This is a genomic window from Sphingobium sp. FG125 (genome assembly GCF_057809795.1).
On record NZ_JBMDKQ010000004.1, the window covers coordinates 250,306 to 266,071 of the forward strand.

Annotated in this window: 15 protein-coding genes; 6 read left to right on the top strand and 9 right to left on the bottom strand. The window is 66.5% G+C overall.

The features are described from left to right. Positions 1 to 30: 30 nt before the first annotated feature. Complete coding sequence (locus tag ACODSR_RS05900; RefSeq protein WP_489074581.1) at positions 31 to 1,026, top strand: MlaD family protein; 996 nt, start codon at positions 31 to 33, stop codon at positions 1,024 to 1,026. Then, on the top strand, positions 1,023 to 1,616 hold the full coding sequence (locus tag ACODSR_RS05905) for an ABC-type transport auxiliary lipoprotein family protein (RefSeq protein WP_489074583.1): 594 nt from the start codon (positions 1,023 to 1,025) through the stop codon (positions 1,614 to 1,616). The genes ACODSR_RS05900 and ACODSR_RS05905 overlap by 4 nt, the downstream gene beginning before the upstream one ends. Before the next feature lie 116 nt (positions 1,617 to 1,732). Here ACODSR_RS05905 and ACODSR_RS05910 read toward each other — a convergent pair whose 3' ends face one another. From ACODSR_RS05910 to ACODSR_RS05940, 7 genes are read right to left on the bottom strand one after another with little or no spacing between them, the layout of a single operon-like run. After that, the gene (locus tag ACODSR_RS05910) at positions 1,733 to 2,389 is read right to left on the bottom strand and encodes an ATP-binding cassette domain-containing protein (RefSeq protein ID WP_489074585.1); all 657 of its coding nucleotides are present in this window, start codon (positions 2,387 to 2,389) and stop codon (positions 1,733 to 1,735) included. Beyond that, complete coding sequence (locus ACODSR_RS05915) at positions 2,386 to 3,153, bottom strand: ABC transporter permease (protein WP_489074587.1); 768 nt, start codon at positions 3,151 to 3,153, stop codon at positions 2,386 to 2,388. Before ACODSR_RS05915 ends, ACODSR_RS05910 begins: the two co-directional genes overlap by 4 nt. Then, positions 3,141 to 5,273, bottom strand: a complete 2,133-nt coding sequence (locus ACODSR_RS05920) for a RyR domain-containing protein (RefSeq protein ID WP_489074589.1) — start codon at positions 5,271 to 5,273, stop codon at positions 3,141 to 3,143. Before ACODSR_RS05920 ends, ACODSR_RS05915 begins: the two co-directional genes overlap by 13 nt. 8 nt (positions 5,274 to 5,281) lie before the next feature. After that, positions 5,282 to 6,835 (bottom strand): C1 family peptidase, encoded by a 1,554-nt coding sequence (locus tag ACODSR_RS05925; RefSeq protein ID WP_489074591.1) that lies wholly within the window; start codon positions 6,833 to 6,835, stop codon positions 5,282 to 5,284. A 30-nt stretch (positions 6,836 to 6,865) separates the two neighbouring features. Continuing rightward, positions 6,866 to 7,780 carry a hypothetical protein gene (locus tag ACODSR_RS05930; RefSeq protein ID WP_489074593.1) on the bottom strand — a complete coding sequence of 305 codons (915 nt, stop codon included), beginning with the start codon at positions 7,778 to 7,780 and terminating at the stop codon, positions 6,866 to 6,868. Positions 7,781 to 7,840: 60 nt separating this feature from the next. Next, positions 7,841 to 9,472: an SUMF1/EgtB/PvdO family nonheme iron enzyme gene (locus tag ACODSR_RS05935; protein ID WP_489074595.1), complete on the bottom strand. Its 1,632-nt coding sequence runs from the start codon at positions 9,470 to 9,472 to the stop codon at positions 7,841 to 7,843. Next, a complete protein-coding gene (locus tag ACODSR_RS05940) occupies positions 9,469 to 10,155 on the bottom strand; it encodes a hypothetical protein (protein ID WP_489074597.1) in 687 nt (228 codons plus the stop codon). The genes ACODSR_RS05935 and ACODSR_RS05940 overlap by 4 nt, the downstream gene beginning before the upstream one ends. A gap of 157 nt (positions 10,156 to 10,312) precedes the next feature. On the opposite strand from ACODSR_RS05940, the gene ACODSR_RS05945 reads away from it, so the two are divergent. Beyond that, positions 10,313 to 11,941, top strand: a complete 1,629-nt coding sequence (locus tag ACODSR_RS05945; RefSeq protein ID WP_489074599.1) for a caspase family protein — start codon at positions 10,313 to 10,315, stop codon at positions 11,939 to 11,941. 13 nt (positions 11,942 to 11,954) lie between these two features. Here the strand turns inward: ACODSR_RS05945 and ACODSR_RS05950 are convergent, their stop codons facing one another. Further along, the gene (locus ACODSR_RS05950) at positions 11,955 to 12,602 is read right to left on the bottom strand and encodes a hypothetical protein (protein ID WP_489074601.1); all 648 of its coding nucleotides are present in this window, start codon (positions 12,600 to 12,602) and stop codon (positions 11,955 to 11,957) included. Here ACODSR_RS05950 and ACODSR_RS05955 point away from each other — a divergent pair. Continuing rightward, a complete protein-coding gene (locus tag ACODSR_RS05955; RefSeq protein ID WP_489074603.1) occupies positions 12,601 to 13,521 on the top strand; it encodes a toll/interleukin-1 receptor domain-containing protein in 921 nt (306 codons plus the stop codon). The genes ACODSR_RS05950 and ACODSR_RS05955 overlap by 2 nt on opposite strands. 18 nt (positions 13,522 to 13,539) lie before the next feature. Here ACODSR_RS05955 and ACODSR_RS05960 read toward each other — a convergent pair whose 3' ends face one another. Then, on the bottom strand, positions 13,540 to 14,298 hold the full coding sequence (locus ACODSR_RS05960) for a class II aldolase/adducin family protein (RefSeq protein WP_489074605.1): 759 nt from the start codon (positions 14,296 to 14,298) through the stop codon (positions 13,540 to 13,542). A gap of 226 nt (positions 14,299 to 14,524) precedes the next feature. Between ACODSR_RS05960 and rpsU the strand changes: the two genes are divergently transcribed. Both rpsU and ACODSR_RS05970 read left to right on the top strand, forming a co-directional pair. Next, positions 14,525 to 14,731 carry a 30S ribosomal protein S21 gene (gene rpsU, locus ACODSR_RS05965; RefSeq protein WP_006957190.1) on the top strand — a complete coding sequence of 69 codons (207 nt, stop codon included), beginning with the start codon at positions 14,525 to 14,527 and terminating at the stop codon, positions 14,729 to 14,731. A 72-nt stretch (positions 14,732 to 14,803) separates the two neighbouring features. Continuing rightward, positions 14,804 to 15,367, top strand: a complete 564-nt coding sequence (locus ACODSR_RS05970) for an FKBP-type peptidyl-prolyl cis-trans isomerase (RefSeq protein ID WP_489074607.1) — start codon at positions 14,804 to 14,806, stop codon at positions 15,365 to 15,367. Positions 15,368 to 15,766 lie beyond the last annotated feature (399 nt).

Genomic DNA, 15,766 nt, shown 5'->3' on the forward strand with positions numbered 1-15,766 from the left:
GGTCTGTTGTGACCGGCAGGGGAGGGGCCGATGACGCCGGACGCGACAACGCAGATCAGATGGGGCGTCGGGGCCGCGATCCTCGCCGTGGCGCTGGTCGCGATACTGGCGCTGGTCCCCGATCCCTTCTTCCGCCAGCGGATCATCGCCACTACGCTCGACGATGTCGAAGGCGTTTCGCCGGGCGTTCAGGTCTATTTTCGCGGCGCGCCCATCGGCCAGGTCCGCTCGGTCGAGCTGGACGGGGCCAGCCGCACCTTCGCGGTCCATATGGGCGTGGCAAAGGACTGGCGGCCATCGCCCTGCGCCTTCGCCACCGTCGCCGCCGCCAATCCGCTGACCGCCCCGCGCATCGAACTGGTCGCGCTGGAAACCGCCACCGCCCAATGCGCTACCGCCCGCCGCGCTTATGGCTGCGACAGCATCGCTGGTCCAGCGACGTCCGACGCCATTGCTGGATGCCGCCGCCCCGCCGACCTGTTCGAGACCGCCTCGGTCGCGATTGGCGAAGCCGCCGCCGTCGCCCGCACTGCCAACGCCATGGCGCAACGGCTGGCGACCATGTTGCAGGGCGACGGATCGGGCAGTGCAGTCGACATGGCGCAGGTCGCCCGCAACGCCACCGAAACCCTCGCCGCCCTGAACTCGCTCAGCACCCAGCTCGACCGCAGCTTCACGCCGGGACAGGGCGATATTGCGCTGACCCTCTCCCACGTCCGCAAGGCGACCGGCCGCGCGTCGGAGATCGACATCGCGGCGCTCAACGGCATATTGCGCGAAACCCAGGCGATGGTCGCGCAGAACCAGACCAGCATCGCCGGGCTGCTCGCCGAAGGGAAGGGCAGCGCCAGCGAAGCGCGGATGATCCTCGAAGGTGCCTCCGCCTCGCTGATCGCCACCAGCGCCAATCTGGAACGCACCAGCGCCAGCCTTGGCAATTTGAGCGAGAGGCTGGCGGGCGATCCGACCTTCGCGATCCGGGGCCAGCGCTATGCCGATCCGCCACCGCCGGGAGGACAGAAATGACGCGCTTTGCCTCGATCCTCCTGCTCCTTACGCTTCCCGGCTGTGCCGCGCTGAAAGGGGGCGATGCCCCGGTCACCATGCGTGTTTCGCCTCGCTTTACCCCCGGCCCGGTCCAGCCTGCGCCGACGCTGGCGGTCGCCCCCGTGCAGGCGCGGGGGTTGAGCGGCGGACTGCGCTACGCCTATGTCGACGCCGCCACGCCCGGCGAAATCCGCCAGGCCGCGACGCTGTTCTGGGAAGAACCCCCGGCCACCATGCTCGCCCGCGCGCTGGTCGCCGGGCTACGCACCCGCTTTGCCGCTGTCACCGGGCCGGACCTGTCGCTCGCCGCCGACCGCCGGGTTGTGGCGACGCTCGACCGGTTCGAGGAAGTGACCGGTGCCGGAGCGGCCCAGGCGGTGGTCGCCTTCGACGTGACCCAGGTGGCGCAGGGCAAGGCGGTGTGGACCGGTCGCTATTGCGCCACCCAGCCGATCGCCTCGGCAGCAGGCACCACCCGTGCGGTGGCGTTTCAGGGCGCGATCGAACAGGCGGTCGCGGCCTTTGTTGAGGATGCGGTGTCGGGCAAGGTTAGCACTGCGCCTTGTTGACGTTCATTACCTCCGTTCGCCCTGAGCTTGTCGAAGGGCTTGCCTGAGCGAAGTCGAAGGCACTTCGCTGTGCTCAGTGGAGGGCTTCGACTTCGCTCAGCCCGAACGGAGGTTGGTCATACCAACCGCCCAGCCTCCAGCCGACACACTCGCTCGCACAATCGCCCCGCCAGCGCCGCATCCTGCGTCAGCAGCAGCAGCGCCCGGCCATGCGGCACGATCCGCCGCCGCACTTGCTCCTCCAGTGCCGCGCCGCGCGCATAGGCACCCTCGAACGGCTCGTCCAGAATCAGCAGGTCAGGATCACGCATGAAGGCGCGCGCCAGTTCCGCCCGTCGCCGCTCACCGATGGACAGCATGTCGGCGCGGATGCTGGCTGCCTGCTCCAGCCCATATTCCAGCAACAGCCGGTCGATCCGCCGCGCCGCCCGCGCGTCACGCCCGCCGACGCGGCCCAGCGCCAGCCGCATATTCTCCTCGACGCTCAGGTCGCCCAGCAACGACCCGCCCTGCATCGCCAGCCCGCACCGCGCGCGCAACAGGCGGCGCTGGTCCGTATCGGCATCGTCCAGGGCAACCCCCATCAGCCGCACCGTGCCGCTGCCCGGCTCCGCCAGCCCTACGCCCAACCGCAACAGCCAGCCCTTGCCCGATCCGCTCTCGCCTACGATGGCGACCCGCTCGCCCGCCGCGATGGTCAGGTCGATCCGGTCCAGCAACCGCACGCCGCCCAACACCAGACTGACGCCCGCAAAGGCCAGCAACTCGCTCATGCCAAGGCTGTCCACACCGCCGCCGCGGCAAAAATCCCCAGCAGCCCGGCGGTAAAGGCGGTGGTCGCGCGGCGGCCAATGTCGGCGGGCGATCGCACCGGCTTGGCCCCCACCGCGCCGCCCACGCCAAAGGCGATCAGTGCATAGACCAGCACCTTGCCCATGCCGGTCAGCATCGCGCCCGCCGCGTCGTGGGAAAAGGCAAAGCCCGCCCATTGCGCCCAGTCGATATTGGCCATGATCGCCAGCGGCAGGGCGCAACCGACCAGCGCAGCCAGCCCGGCCAGCATCATATGGATCGGCACCGACAGCAGCACTGCGACCAAGGCCGGGCCGAGCGCATGGCCAACCGGATCGCGCCCCAGCGCCTCCAGCGCGTCAATCTCCCGATTGAGCGACATCGCCCCCAGCCGCGAGGATAGCGCCACCGACACGCTGCCCGACGCGAACAGCCCGACCAGCAACGGCACGATGTCGCGCAGCAACGTCTGCGCCAATGTCGCCTGCACCGGAATCTGCGCGTTATACAAGGCCAGCAGCCGCGCCGCGCCAATCCCGGCGATCATCCCCGCCAGCGCGGCGAGCGGCAGCAGCGTGCGCAAGGGTCGCCACACATGCAGCGGCAGGCCATCGGCCAGTTGCCGCTGCGCCAGCCGGTCGCCCGCCACCAGCCGCCGCGCCATGCCACGCGCCGCGCGCCCGATCAGCCACAGCCCGGCCCCCAGCGCGGCAAGGATTTTGCGACTGCCCCTCAGCGCGCCCATGGCGCCCGGACAATCGCGCCATCGCTGCCCAGTTGCACGGCGCGATTATCCTCCATCGGACCCGGCGTGAGGACCAGTTGCGCATCCGACAGGACCGCCGGATCGGCCGTGGCGTAAATGCTGTCCGCCGCGCGCACCAGTTCCGCCGCCATCCTTGCGTCGCTGCCATGCAGCCTGTCGATGATCGCCTGGACATGGCTGGTCAGCCTCAACTGGATCAGCCGCCCCCGCTCATACAGCGCGCCCATCATCGCCCGTGACCAGCCATCGGCCAGATCGCCCGCAAACAGCGGTACCCGGTCGGGATAATGCACATCCAGCGCCGCCAGCAGCGCGCCCGGATCGGGCGGCGCGGCCTCGCCACCCGGCAGGATCGCCATGCGCAGCACCCGCAATGCCCTTCGTCCTGACGCGCCCAGCAACCGCGCCATGATCCGCACCTGCTCCCGGTCCAGATCCTTGATCGCCTCGCTCAAATCATCATAGGGAATGATGTCGGGATGCAGCCGCTTGGCGTCGTCGCGCACCGGCCCGAATGTCCAGCCCTGCACCAGCTTGGCCGCCATCCAGCGATCATGCTCGGCGCGCGACAACTCCTCCAGCTCATCGGGCGTCAGCAGCAGCGACGGTCCGCTGCCCTCCACCAGCCGCGCGCCAATGTCGCGCAGTTTCAACTGATAGCAGTCGGCGACCAGCCGGTTATCGTCGCGGAAGCTTTCGGGCAGATTTTCCCATTCCTGCATCGACGCCCTTACGCCGATCCGCTCCCCTTCGGCAAAGCGGCCTTCCAGATAGAAATCATGGATCGACCGGGCCAGCGCGTCATGCCGGTCCTGCAACAGCATGTCGGGATCGGCCAGATCGGCCAGCGCCCCGAACGGCAAAATCCCAGCACCCAGCCGGGCGTCATGCCCGCCATCCATCCGCACATGGATGGGGGGCGCGACCAGCGCGGCGGCGCGATAGCGCGCATCGACCGCCAGCGCGATCGCCAGCGCCCGGTCATCCCCGCCCGCATCGATCAGGATCGCAACCGGCTCACCCTGCGCCGCGACATGCAGGTCAATCAGCGCCCCGATCCCCGCCGGGTCAGGCCGCGCCTCGACAAAGCGCACAGGCGACAGGCTGTCCGCCCCCGGATTGCGCGCGCGGAAACCAGCCTCAGCCATCGCCGCATCGGCCAGATGGATGAAGAAGGACGGCTTGCCCCCGTCGCGATAATGGCCGCCCGCCAGCGTCCGCAGCACATAGCGTTCGACCAGCGGGGTAAAGCCGATCACCAGCACCCCGCGCCCAGCCTGTCCCGCACGGGCAAAACCGTCGATCGGCCGGGCCAGCGCCAGTTGCCGTGCCGCAATGTCGGGCAGCGCCGCCAGCCGCACCCGCGCGGTCTTGCGGTCGCCTTGCTCGAAACGCTGCTCGACGCTGCGCCGCAGGTCGAGATCATCCACGCGCAATATGACGTCCAGCGGATCGCCAGCGGCACGCACCCGCGCCGCTTGCCCCAGAACGGCAGAGGCCAGCGCGATATTGGTCCGCGCCTCCCGGCTCAGCAGCAGCACCGCCCGCGCCTTGTCCAGCGCCAGTGCCTGCACGCTACAGTCTGTTTCCGCCTGCTCGACCTCCGCCGCCCCGGCCTCGATCGCGTCTGCGACCCAAACAGTGCGTGGATCGTCGGGCCACAACAGCACCCGCCGCCCCTCATCCAGTGCGCCGGACGCCGCCTGTGCCGCCAGCCCGCTATCGGCGTCGCCTGTAATCACGAGATGGTCGCCGCGCGCCCGGATCATCGCCAGCCGCCAGGGATTGCGCAACTGCTCCCACGCCAGCGCGACGGTGGACCAGAAGGTCAGCAGCGGCAGCGCCCAGCGCGCGATATGCAGCGCGACGGGCAAATCGCGCGCCTCCAGCGCCTGCGGGAAATTGCCGACGATCAGCCGCAGCGACCGGAACGCATCCTGCGCCAGGGTGGAGGCGATTCCGGCCTGCCCATAGGCTTGGCTAAAGCCCCATGTGCCAAGCAGAAAGGCGACCCCCATCGCCCCGAACCGCACGATTGGCGCGACCGGCGGTAGCCTTAGTCCCTTGCCCTGCTTGCCCCCGCGCATCGCCCCGGTCACTGCGAGTGTCAGTTGCTGGTGTGCAGGCGGACGAAGGCGGCGGACACGCCGTCACCGGGATGGCTGACCAGCTTGGCGCGCAGCCGCGTCAGAAACTGCCGTTCGGTGCCATTGACCACCTCATCATCGCCAAACAGCGGCTTGTCGGACGCCAGCGCGACGATCAGTTCCGGGCCGAAGGGCGGGGCGACGGCATAGCGTTGCGCGGTCTTGGACAGGCCGATCATCACCTGCCGCACGCCCTTGCGATCGGGTTCGGGATGGCCGCGATGCAGTTCCACGGCGCTGCCATCGGCCTGTAGATAAATGATGCTTAGGTAAGGCCGCGCCGCTATGGTGGTCGCGCTGACGCCGAAAATCTCATTTTCCTTCATCGTCACCGGATCGCCCTCGCGAGGCGCGCCCGCCTCGGTCAGCGCCGCGATCCGCGTCCCCGCGCGCGACAGTGGTGCAGCGAGCGTCAGCGCCGCCTCGCATTGCGGCCAGGGCAAATGACGCACCTCGAACTTGGTCCTTGGGTCCGCCTTCAACGCGGCTTCGCGCAAGGCGGCGATCGCGTTCAGGTCGCCGGAAAAGCCCGATACCGCGCCGCCCTTCACGCTGACGGCGCCGCACGGCATGGCGGCGGCCTGTTCACTCACCATCTGCGCCGCGCTCTTGGGCGCAGACGGCAGCGTACCGGGCGCTGCCGGGGTCACCGGCGCTTCGAGCGAATAGGCTTCCCCGGTCAGCAGCCGGAAGGTCGCATAGTCGATCCAGGCATAGCCCTTGTCGCCCCAGATCGGACCCCAACTGTTCATGATGCGCAGCGCCTGCCGCTCTTCATCATAGCCCACGATCGCCATGGCGTGATAGCTGGCCTTGTCCGGCTTGTCGGCACGGGCATAGATGCCATTGCCCCGATGCGCCTTGAAATCGGCAGGCACCGGCATGGCGAAGATCACCGGCGCGCCGCGTGCCAGTGCGCCCTTGACGTCATCCAATATGATCGGCGTGCGCCAGTCGTCCTTCACCTCGCGGTCGACCGCGCGCCAGTCGAGCAGGCGATAATGGCCCGCCTTGGCTTTCAGCGCTTCGGGCGCGGGGATCGCACATTTGGTCATATCGTCTGGGAAGTCGGCCAGGCTGACCGTCCCCTCATTTTTGAGCAAGGTCAGCGCCTGGACGATGCTGATCGTTCCGCTGCACGGCGATCCGGCCGGGCGCAGCCGGTTATAGACATAGGCCGGACTCATCTGGTCGGCGGGGGTGGCGGGCTGCACCGCCTTGTCGCGGAAATTCAGGAAAGTGCGCGCGGCATAGGTGGTGGCCCAGGCGACGCAATTGGGCTGTGGTCCCTGCGATCCGGGCGGCGGATAGGCGTTGGACAGGTCCACCCGCTTGGGCAGATAGGCCCGAAACCGCCCCTGCTTGGGCAGTTTCGCATAATCTTCGGGAGAAACGGGCTGCGCGCCGGTCATGAATAGCGGATCGTCCGCCTCCTGCGCCGATAACGCCGAAAGGCCGACCCCCGACAGCGCCAGCAATGCCGCAACACCCCAGCTTCTGGCCCCATGCGTCATCGCCCGTTCCTCCCCTTGGATGTGCCGCTTTTAGAAGCGATAGCCGATGGTCAGCGTCACCGCGTCATAGTCGAAATCATGCGAAAAGCTGCTCGTGCCATGGGTGTAGATCAGGCCGATGCGCAGTTGCTCCGCCTTGCTCTTCTGTTCCGCCTCGCGGGTACGGACACCGATGCTCAGCGCCGCTTCATGGACATTTTCATAGGATTGCGGATCGTCGGTCAGCTTGGTCCAGGTGTAGCTGGCGCGCAGCGATCCCTGCCGCCCGCCGAACATCCGCCCCTTGAACGGCAGCTGATAGGCCACGCCATTGCGGAAGGTGAACACATTTTCCTTCAGATAGAAGGCCGGGTCACGGCCCAGCCCCCAATTGGTGGTGGTGGACCAGCCGATCATATTGCCGATCGTCAGGTCGCCGCGCCCGACCTGTGCGATCTTGTAGCGGCTGCTGGCCGACACGGTGATCAGGTCGCTGCTGGTCGATCCGAAAAAGGCGCCCGCGTCGGTCACGCCATAGGCGATGCGCGGGGTGATCAGCCAGTTGGGCTGGACCGGTATCTCGATCCCGGTGGACAGCGTCCCCATCGTCGCGGTCGCGCCATTGTTGACGTGCAGGACATTCAGCACCGGGTCGATCAGCACGCGGGCGCGGCTGCCCTCGAACGGACGCAGCGCCTTTTGATAGCGCAGTTCGTAGCGCTGACCCTCGACCCCTGCGGACCCCCAATAGCTGATCGCGCCGCCGATCGTATCGGCATCCCCCTCCATGTCGAAACCGGGCGTATCCGGGTCATCGTCATAGTCCAGGTCATTAAGGTTCAGCGCCGTGGTCACCGCGCCATGTTGCAGACTGTTAGGACTGCCCACCGTCGCCAGATAGGCCGAAGCCTGCGCCGTCCCCGGCACAACCGCCATCAGTGCCGCCGTCGCCAGATATTTCCTCATCATCTCACCCCTGTTGCGGAACCGGCTTCCCTGTCCGGTTCCTCCCCTCATTAAAAATTGTCAGGACGCGCCGACTATCTCGTCCGGGTCCAGATCACGTACGACACGCAGCCCCGCATCCTGCCGTCGCTTGGATGGCGCAACGGTGAAGCGATTGGCCGATCGCAGCGCATCGGGTGCGCTCTCGAACGATCCCCCACGGATCACCCGCGTCCGGCAGGACTGGTCGGTGCAGCCCGACGTCCATTCCCACACATTGCCTTGCATCTGGTTAAGACCAAAGGCGTTGGCGGGGTAACCGTTCACGCTTTCGGGATAGCCACGATAGGGCGCGGTATCCGATCCGCGATAGCGGGCGGTATGGTCATAATTGGCCTGGCTTGGGCTGATGTCATCGCCCCACGGAAAGGCGCTCGGCGTACCGCCCCGGCTGGCATATTCCCACTCCGCCTCGGTCGGCAGGCGATAGGTGCGCCCGGACTTGACCGTCAGCCAGGCCAGAAACGCCTGCGCATCCTCATAACTAATGTCGGTCGCGGGGATCAGCGGGTTGGGATTTTCCTTCGCCCAATTGCCCAGCTTCGTGCAGGCATTGTCCCGCACGCAGCCATTCCATTCCGCGATCGTCACTTCATAGACGCCGATCGCAAAGGGCCGTTCGATCCGCACATTGGCCTGCACCGGCTCGTCACTGCCGCGTCCCGGCTCCGATGGGGGCGACCCGAACGGCGTGGTGCCGGCGGGGATGGCGCGCATCCACGGGCAGTTGGCGCAATCATAGAAACGGTCGTTCGCCGCCCGGTCGCAGGAAATGAAGCAGGGCGGGGCACCTTGCAGGCCATAGTCGAAGGTCGGCTTCTGGAAATTCTTGCCTGATGACAGCGCGACCCGATCCGACACGCGCTTTAAGGCATCGGCGATATTCTGCTGGGGGCGGCGGATTTCTTCGGCCAGCACCTTGGAAAAAATGCCATCGTCAAAGGCGAACTGGTCGGCGCTGGTGGAAAAGGCGACCAGATAGCCCTGATCGGGCCGGATCGCGGCGGCGGGCGCGCGCACCATGCGGCGCAGCCCCTTGCTCCCGGCCAACTCGCCCACTGCGCTGGTTTCCACTCCGGTCTGGTCGGCGATCATCTGCGCCAGCGATGGCGGCGGCGCGGCCAGCACGTTGCGGCACATGTCCAGCACGATCAGCATGGTTTTTGCGCCCGAACCCAGCAGGTTGCGGGTCAGCGCCGCGCGGGTCAGCGTTGCCGTCTCTGCAGTCACGTCGCGCCCGGCATCGACCGGCAGCAGCATGACGTCGCCATAGCTGCCCAGCGCCGCGCCATGGCCGGAAAAATAGAGCATCCCGAACGCCTTGGGTCCGGCAGCGGTCAGCTTGGCACGAAAATCGGCAATCGCGGCCAGCATCGCGTCGCGCGACAGGTCGCGGCGCACCTGCACCGGCCCCTCGCCGCTAGCATCGACAAAGCCGGTGGCGTTGAGCGCGGTGGTGATCTTGTCACCATCGGCATAGGTGGCTGCCAGCCTGTCGAACGACTGGTAGGCGCCATTGACGATCACCAGCGCCAGCCGGGGTTCGTCCGCGGCCTGTGCCGCCCCGCCGCCAGCCAGCAGCGCGACCAGCAGGCCGAGCGCTGCCATGGCGCGGAACAGGGGCGCTAGAGACAAAGCAGCGCGCGCGATCATTTCATCGCCTTGCGCGGCGCGAATTCCACTTGAGTGACGATCTGGTCGACCGCATCGACATGCAGCACTGCATCATAGGCGCGCGCGGCCTTATATGGTTCGGCAGGGCCGCCGCCGAACAGCTTGGCTAGGAAGCCGCCAAGACCGCGCCCCTTCTGGCAATAGGGGCTGACCGTGACCATGCCGCCGCTCTTCTCAACCTCGTTCAGCCAGGCGCCCAGCGGCGCGGGCGCTTCATTGGCGACCGGATAGGGCGCATCAAGATCGACCACGACGGTCTTGCCCCGCCGCAACGCACCTTTAAGCGCGCGGTCGAACCGGGCGGGATCGGCAAAGCGGAGCGTGGGCTTGGACACCGGCCGGTCGCAGGCTTTCAGCACTGCGGGTGCGGGGGCTGGCCGCGTCCCGACGGGATCGGCCGGACGCAGCTTCACCGGCGCGATCGCATTGGTCGCATGAGGCTTGGTGGCTGGAGCGGTTTGTTGCCCATTCGCAACAACGTTTGCGGGTGGCGCTTCGGGGGCGATGATGCGCACGCCCCGTGCAGCCGCGCCGTCGGTCGCATGGCCCTGCTGATCCTGCGGTGGGGTTGCGGGGGTGCTGGCCTGCGCCAGCGCAACGGACGCCACGCTCAGCGAAAGTCCCGCAGAAGCAATGGCTAAGAAGCTTCTGACTATTATCATCGTTCCACCCTGAGTCATGATATAGTTATTGCTCCCCCAACCATTATGAGATTATGGGGTTATAACTGAACAGGCAACAAAAAAGCGCGGGAGATTCCAAGTGGCGAAGGGGCTTCGTGGACTCTGGGCAACAGTATTAGCGGCTTTTGTCACAATATTGGCATCTCCTTCGATCGCCAAAGCCGAAACCCGCGCCCTGCTGGTCGGTGCCTGGCAGTTCCGCTCCTCGCTCATCATGGATCTGGCCGGTCCCGAAAATGACCTCCAGGCCATGGAAACAGTGATTCGCGGCCAGGGTGCCAGCGATGTCACAGTGTTGCGTAATGACGGCGTCAGTCGCACTACAGTCGAAACCGCACTCCATGCTTTGGGCCTTCGTTCCAAACCGGGTGACTGGATCTTCCTTTACTATACCGGTCATGGCGCGCTGGCCGAAGCCAGCGTCAAGGGGACGCGCGACGGCGATACCGATCAGTTCCTGCCGCTGCCCGGCTTCGATCCCGACAGCAGGGACGCCGAACGTTTCATCGTCGACAAGGATTTTTACACCTGGCTTGCCCTTTATGTCCCGCGCGGGGTGCAGGTGCTGATGATGGCCGACACCTGCCATTCCGGCACATTGCACCGCTCGGTCGATCCGCGCGCCATGGGAATGACCCCGCGCCTGACGCTGGGCGGGCGCAATGTCGAACTGGGGTCGCGCCCTGCACCGCGCTTCGCCAGCACCTTGGTTTCGGCAGAGGGGGCCTCGGTCGAGGGCGCGGCGCTCACCGCCACGCGGGATGATCTGCCCAACCTCTTCTATATCAGCGCAGCCCGTGACGATCAGGTCGCCTGGGAAAATGCCTTGCCGGTCGAGGGCGCGCCGACGCGCGGTTTTCTGACCTGGTCGTTCGAACAGGGGCTGACCACACCGCGCGCCGATGGCACGGGCATGGCGGCGGATCAGGATGGCGATGGCAAGCTGACCATCGGCGAACTGGGCACCTATCTCAATGTCCAGGTCCGCATGTTGAGCGGCCAGCGGCAGGAAAGCAGCAGCATCATCCCGCCGGGCCGCGAAGGGCAGGGGCTGTTCGCCACCGTGCCGCCGCCCCCCGCGCCCCCTGTCGCGCCGCCGCTGCCCGGCCTCTATGTCGCGGATGTGAAGGCGCGGGCCAGCGTCACCGGCGACCATCCCTGGCGCATCCTGACCGATGGCAAGGGCGCGGATTTCGTCTGGGACACTGTCCGTCACGCCATGCTCCGCCGTACCGGCGATATGGTCGCGCAAAATGTCAAAACCCTGCCGCAACTACGCGGGGTCATCGACAAATGGGCCGCGATCGAGGCACTGCGCCCGCTTCTGTCGGAACAGCGCACCCGGCTGATGGTCGGCCCACTCGACAATGGCGCGCGCTATCCGTCCGGCGCGCCCGTCACGCTGGCGCTGGCGCAGCAGGGGACCGCTCAGTCAGTAGCCGCACCCCAATATGCGACAGTATTCAACATAGCGTCGGACGGCACCGTCCAGCGCCTCTTCCCCGCCGCGCCATCGGACGGCGATGGTCGCCTTGCGCCCGGCCAGTCGCTCCCCGTCCTCGAAAGTCAGGTGATCGCCCCCTATGGCGCGGACCATGTCGTAGCCCTGGTGACGCCCCAGCCGCCCGAAGCCTTCCGGGTTCTGTTGCGCACGGTCGAAAATCAGCGCGCCGCCGCCCGGCTGGTCGCGCCGATCCGCGATCTGTTGGCCAAGGCGCAGGGGCAGGCCAGCCTGTCGATCGGCGAACTCTATACCGGCAACTGACGCGATGCCGATTTCAATTACTCAAAATCACCGTCCGGCTCTTGGCCGCGCTCTTGTTGCCGATGTCGATGCGATATTGTCCCGACGCGCGCGGCGTCACCGCGCAGACCGGCGCATAATCGGCATTATCGTCCAGGCACAATTGCTTGCCCGACGCATCGAGCAGGCGGATATACATGCTGGTGCCAATGTCGCCGATCGCGCCGATGCGCAGCGGCTCGCCACCTTTGGCCGTCACAGTGAAGCGATAAGCGTTGCGCGCGCCGACATCCTGCACCCGCCGCACCAGCCCCTTGCCAAAGGCCGACGCGGTTACGCCGCGCCCCGCCGCCGACTGGGCCAGCCGGATCTGCAACAGCAACGCCTGGTCGTCGCGCGCCAGCGCCTTGGCCTCGGCAAACAGCGCATCGGGCGAAAAGGCCGCGTCACCCTCCGCCGGAGTCGCGCCATCGGTCATCGGCACTTGCTTGAGCATCCGCGCAGCGGTCAGCATCGCATGGGGATCGCCCTCGCGCCGGGCAAAGTCGGCGACCTGCCGCGCGGCGATCGCCTGCGCGAAGGGGTCGGCGGGTGCCTTGGCAACAGGCGCTGCATCCTGCGCCATCGCCCCACTCGCCGCCAGCATCATCGCCCCGCTTGCGATTAGGATTTTGCGCTTCATGTCCAACCCTTTCAGCAAGATCATCTCCATCCCCGTGGATACTGCCGCCATGGTCGGAAAGCCAGTGCTGAGCGGTGGCGCGGACCTCGCCAAACAGTTGACCGCGCTGGTCGGTGGGGCGGGGGCGGGGCGCTATGCCGCCTTCATCAGCTACAGCCATGCCGATATGAAGGTCGCCCGCTGGCTCCACCGCGCGATCGAAAATTATCGCGTGCCCAAGGCGCTGGTCGGCACGCCGGGCGATCGTGGCCCGATCCCCGCCCGGTTGCGGCCGATTTTCCGCGATGAGGATGAACTGGCCGGGGCCGCCGAACTCGGCCCCAAATTGCAGGGCGCGCTCGCCCGCTCCGACGCGCTGATCGTCATCTGCTCACCAAGCGCCGCCCGATCGGTCTGGGTCGACAAGGAAATTCGCAGCTTCAAGACGATCAACCCGGACGCCCCGGTATTCGCGCTGATCGCGGCGGGCAAGCCTGGCGATCCCGCCACCGACTGTTTTCCCGCGCCGTTGTTGTTTGCCCTGGACGCCAATGGCGAACTGGACCGCAACCAGCCGCTCGAACCGCTGGCGCCCGATCTCCAGAAGAATGACCGCAATATCGTCAAGCTCAAGCTGATCGCCGGGCTGCTCGGCACCCCTTATGCCAGCCTCTATCGCCGCGACCAGCGCCGCAGCCGTCGCATCGCCGCGGCGCTGGGTGCCTTCGCCTTCCTGCTCATCGTCGTGCTGAGCGGCCTGTCGATCGCTGCCTTCACCTATGCCCGCATGGCCGTGCAGCAGCGCAACGAGGCGCAGGCCGCGCGCAAACTGGCAGAGGAAAATGCCGACAAGGCCGAACGCCGCGCCTGGCTGGCCCAGGTCGCCGCGCAGGAGGTGCGACGGCTGGCCGATGAGGGGAATAGCTGCCCGCCGCCTTGAAGCCTATGGAGGAGGGGATTAATCCCGCCAGCTCCGGTCCACCCGGTCGATCAGCCGCACCATCGCCTGAAAATCCGGCACGCCCGGCCCGACTGGCAATTGCACCCCGGCCAGATCGCGCTGATGCACCGCGATCACGTCTGCGCTCAGTTCCACCGGCGTCCCCGCCGCGCCTGCTGCCACCTGAATCTCGCAGGCGCGCTGGAGCATCCAGTGTTTCAAAAAGGCTTCGGGCAGGCTCTGTGCCATCACCAGCGTGCCGTGGTTGCGCAGCATCATCACCCGCCTGTCGCCCAGATTGGCGATCAACCGCTCGCCTTCCTCGCCGCGAATCGTGACGCCCTCAAACTCATGATAGGCGATCCGTCCGGCAAAGGCGGCGGCGTAGAAGCTGATCGGGCGCAGTCCCTCGGCGCAGGCGCTCACCGCCGCTCCCGCCGTCGTATGGGTATGGATGATGCAATGGGCGTCGGGCAAATGGCGGTGGAACACGCTATGCTGGACAAAGCCCGCCCGGTTGACCGGATAGGGGCTGCCGTCCAGCACCGTGCCGTCAATGTCGATCTTGACCAGGTTGGACGCGGTCACCTCATGATAACCAAGGCCAAACGGGTTGATCAGGAAGGCGCTGTCCTCGCCCGGCACGCGCACGGTGATATGGTTATAGATGAGTTCGGACCATCCCATATGGTCGAATATGCGGTAGCAGGCGGCCAGTTGCTGGCGCGCCTCCCATTCGGCGGGGGATATGTCGGGGCGTTTTGCGGCGCTGGCCATGGGCGATCCTCTCTTATATAGTGGCAAATATTATCCACCTTCCGCGCACGTAAGTCCAGAGCGCGGGCTTTGGGGTTGAACTGCCGCGACTCTGCTGGTAGGGCGCGCCCCACACGGCGTAGGGTGACCTGCGACGACTCACAGGCTTTGCTATTGCGACGGGCTGTCGGGACGGATTGGAAAATCCCGGCAAAACGCTCGTTTTCGATTGGAGATTGACGGACTTATGCAGATCATCGTTCGCGACAACAATGTCGACCAGGCCCTCCGCGCGCTCAAGAAGAAGCTGCAGCGTGAAGGCGTGTATCGCGAAATGAAGCTGCGTCGTCACTACGAGAAGCCCTCGGAAAAGCGCGCCCGTGAGAAGGCCGCTGCCGTGCGCCGCGCCCGCAAGATGGACCGCAAGCGCGCCGAGCGCGACGGCGCGAAGTAAGCGCCGCCGGGGCGGCCCGCGCCGTCCCGCTTTCCTGCTGCCTGCCCGCTCATAATTGCGAGAAGCTTCGCCATGTCCATAACGGCCGTTCCCCTTCGTCCTATCGCCAGGGGGTCTTTGACGCGCCTCTGGATTGGTGTCGCCGCGCTTGCGCTGGCGGCTGGTGGCCTCGCCTGGGCCGGGCAGCAGGGCATTGAAGCCTCGCCGTCCACCTTCATGGCGCAGAATGCCGGCGCTGACGGCGTGATCACCACGCCATCGGGTCTGCAATATCAGGTGCTGACCGAAGGCACCGGACCCAGCCCAACCGCCGCCGACGTGGCGCTGGTGGGTTATAAGGGCACGCTGCTCGACGGCACCGTGTTCGACGAAAATCCGCAGGCGCCGATGCCGATCGACGGCGTCGTCCCCGGCTTCTCCGAAGGCCTGCAAAAGATGAAGAAGGGCGGCAAATACCGCCTCTGGATTCCGCCGCAGCTTGGTTATGGCGATCAGGCCGCAGGGCCAATCCCCGCCGGTTCGATCCTGATCTTCGACGTCACGCTCCACGACTTCAAGTCGCGTGCCGAAATCATGCAGATGCAGCAGATGATGCAGCAACAGCAAGGCGCAGCAGGCGCCCAGCCGCCCCGCTAAGGGCACGCAAAGCCGATGAGACAAAAGGGGCCGCCCAGTCGGCCCCTTTTTTGTGCGCCGGGCGGAAGATGGCGGCGAGAAGCAACACGCCCTTCTCCCCTTGGGGGAGAAGGATATGAAGCCTTGGCGACGCAGTCGTCTAGGCGGAGTTGGATGAGGGGGATCGACGCGAGCGGCGCGCGTCCGCGTGAGGCCGTGACACCCTCATCCAGCTACGACTAAGGCTGCAAGCAGCCAAGTCTGCGCACCCCTCTCCCTCAAGGGAGAGGGGTAGGGGGAGCGTCCGCAAGCGACCTTTGCGGAAATCTGATCGGTAGGATAGCTTGTCAACATGCGGACTGTCTTCTGTGGATGGCTCCCGCGTTGCAAGCATAAAGTGATGATCTGACGTTCCGTCGG

What these genes read in the sequence shown, in the direction of transcription:
- ACODSR_RS05900 (WP_489074581.1), top strand. Translation starts at nt 31, where the DNA reads ATGACGCCGGACGCGACAACGCAGATCAGATGGGGCGTCGGGGCCGCG.
- ACODSR_RS05905 (WP_489074583.1), top strand. Translation starts at nt 1,023, where the DNA reads ATGACGCGCTTTGCCTCGATCCTCCTGCTCCTTACGCTTCCCGGCTGT.
- ACODSR_RS05910 (WP_489074585.1), bottom strand. Translation starts at nt 2,389, where the DNA reads ATGAGCGAGTTGCTGGCCTTTGCGGGCGTCAGTCTGGTGTTGGGCGGC.
- ACODSR_RS05915 (WP_489074587.1), bottom strand. Translation starts at nt 3,153, where the DNA reads ATGGGCGCGCTGAGGGGCAGTCGCAAAATCCTTGCCGCGCTGGGGGCC.
- ACODSR_RS05925 (WP_489074591.1), bottom strand. Translation starts at nt 6,835, where the DNA reads ATGACGCATGGGGCCAGAAGCTGGGGTGTTGCGGCATTGCTGGCGCTG.
- ACODSR_RS05930 (WP_489074593.1), bottom strand. Translation starts at nt 7,780, where the DNA reads ATGAGGAAATATCTGGCGACGGCGGCACTGATGGCGGTTGTGCCGGGG.
- ACODSR_RS05935 (WP_489074595.1), bottom strand. Translation starts at nt 9,472, where the DNA reads ATGATCGCGCGCGCTGCTTTGTCTCTAGCGCCCCTGTTCCGCGCCATG.
- ACODSR_RS05940 (WP_489074597.1), bottom strand. Translation starts at nt 10,155, where the DNA reads ATGATAATAGTCAGAAGCTTCTTAGCCATTGCTTCTGCGGGACTTTCG.
- ACODSR_RS05955 (WP_489074603.1), top strand. Translation starts at nt 12,601, where the DNA reads ATGTCCAACCCTTTCAGCAAGATCATCTCCATCCCCGTGGATACTGCC.
- ACODSR_RS05950 (WP_489074601.1), bottom strand. Translation starts at nt 12,602, where the DNA reads ATGAAGCGCAAAATCCTAATCGCAAGCGGGGCGATGATGCTGGCGGCG.
- ACODSR_RS05960 (WP_489074605.1), bottom strand. Translation starts at nt 14,298, where the DNA reads ATGGCCAGCGCCGCAAAACGCCCCGACATATCCCCCGCCGAATGGGAG.
- rpsU (WP_006957190.1), top strand. Translation starts at nt 14,525, where the DNA reads ATGCAGATCATCGTTCGCGACAACAATGTCGACCAGGCCCTCCGCGCG.
- ACODSR_RS05970 (WP_489074607.1), top strand. Translation starts at nt 14,804, where the DNA reads ATGTCCATAACGGCCGTTCCCCTTCGTCCTATCGCCAGGGGGTCTTTG.